Here is a 792-nt window from a genome sequence, read left to right as displayed (position 1 = left end):
CTTCGGCCAGGCCCAGCACATAGCCGGTGATGATGGCGCCGAGGATCGAGCCCATGCCGCCGACGACCACCACGGCAAAGACCACGATGATGATGTTGGAGCCCATCAGCGGGCTGACCTGATAGATCGGGGCGGCCATGATGCCGGCAAGACCTGCAAGCGCTGCACCGAGCGCATAGGTGAAGGTGAGAAGCAGCGGCACATTGATGCCGAAGGCCTTGACCAGTGTCGGGTTTTCGGTGGCGGCGCGCAGATAAGCGCCAAGCTTGGTCTTTTCGATCAAAAGCCAGGTGCCAAGGCAGATGATCAGCGAAGCCACGACCACCCAGGCGCGATAATTCGGCAGGAACATGAAGCCGAGATTATGCCCGCCTGCAAGCGATGGCGGCACCGCATAAGGCTGTCCGGCAGCGCCGTAATAATAGCGGAATGTGCCTTCGATCACGAGCGCCAGGCCGAAGGTGAAGAGCAGGCCATAGAGCGGATCGAGATTATAAAGCCGTGACAGCGCCACGCGCTCGACGATCGCGCCACCGAGACCGACGATGATCGGGGCCAGAACAAGGGCTGGCCAATAGCCGATGCCAAACCAGCTCAACAACAGATAGCCGACAAAAGCGCCCAGCATATATTGTGCGCCATGGGCAAAGTTGATGATGCGCAGCAGCCCGAAGATGATGGCAAGGCCAAGGCTCAGCATGGCGTAGAACGAGCCATTGATGAGGCCGACCAGCAACTGCCCGAGAAGCGCCTGCAAAGGGATTCCAAAAATCATTGTCATGTCAGACTCCC

The 792-nt window shown here is 59.1% G+C and carries 1 protein-coding gene; it reads right to left on the bottom strand.

Translation table 11 applies throughout. The features are described from left to right. The coding region (locus JAU75_RS24340; protein ID WP_199058952.1) for a branched-chain amino acid ABC transporter permease at nt 1-781 on the bottom strand (781 nt) is incomplete at its 3' end. Nucleotides 782-792: the final 11 nt, after the last annotated feature.

The sequence above is a fragment of the Ochrobactrum sp. Q0168 genome (assembly GCF_016427605.1).
In the GTDB taxonomy this organism is placed as follows: domain Bacteria; phylum Pseudomonadota; class Alphaproteobacteria; order Rhizobiales; family Rhizobiaceae; genus Brucella.
This window is presented reverse-complemented; position numbering and strand designations above follow the sequence as displayed.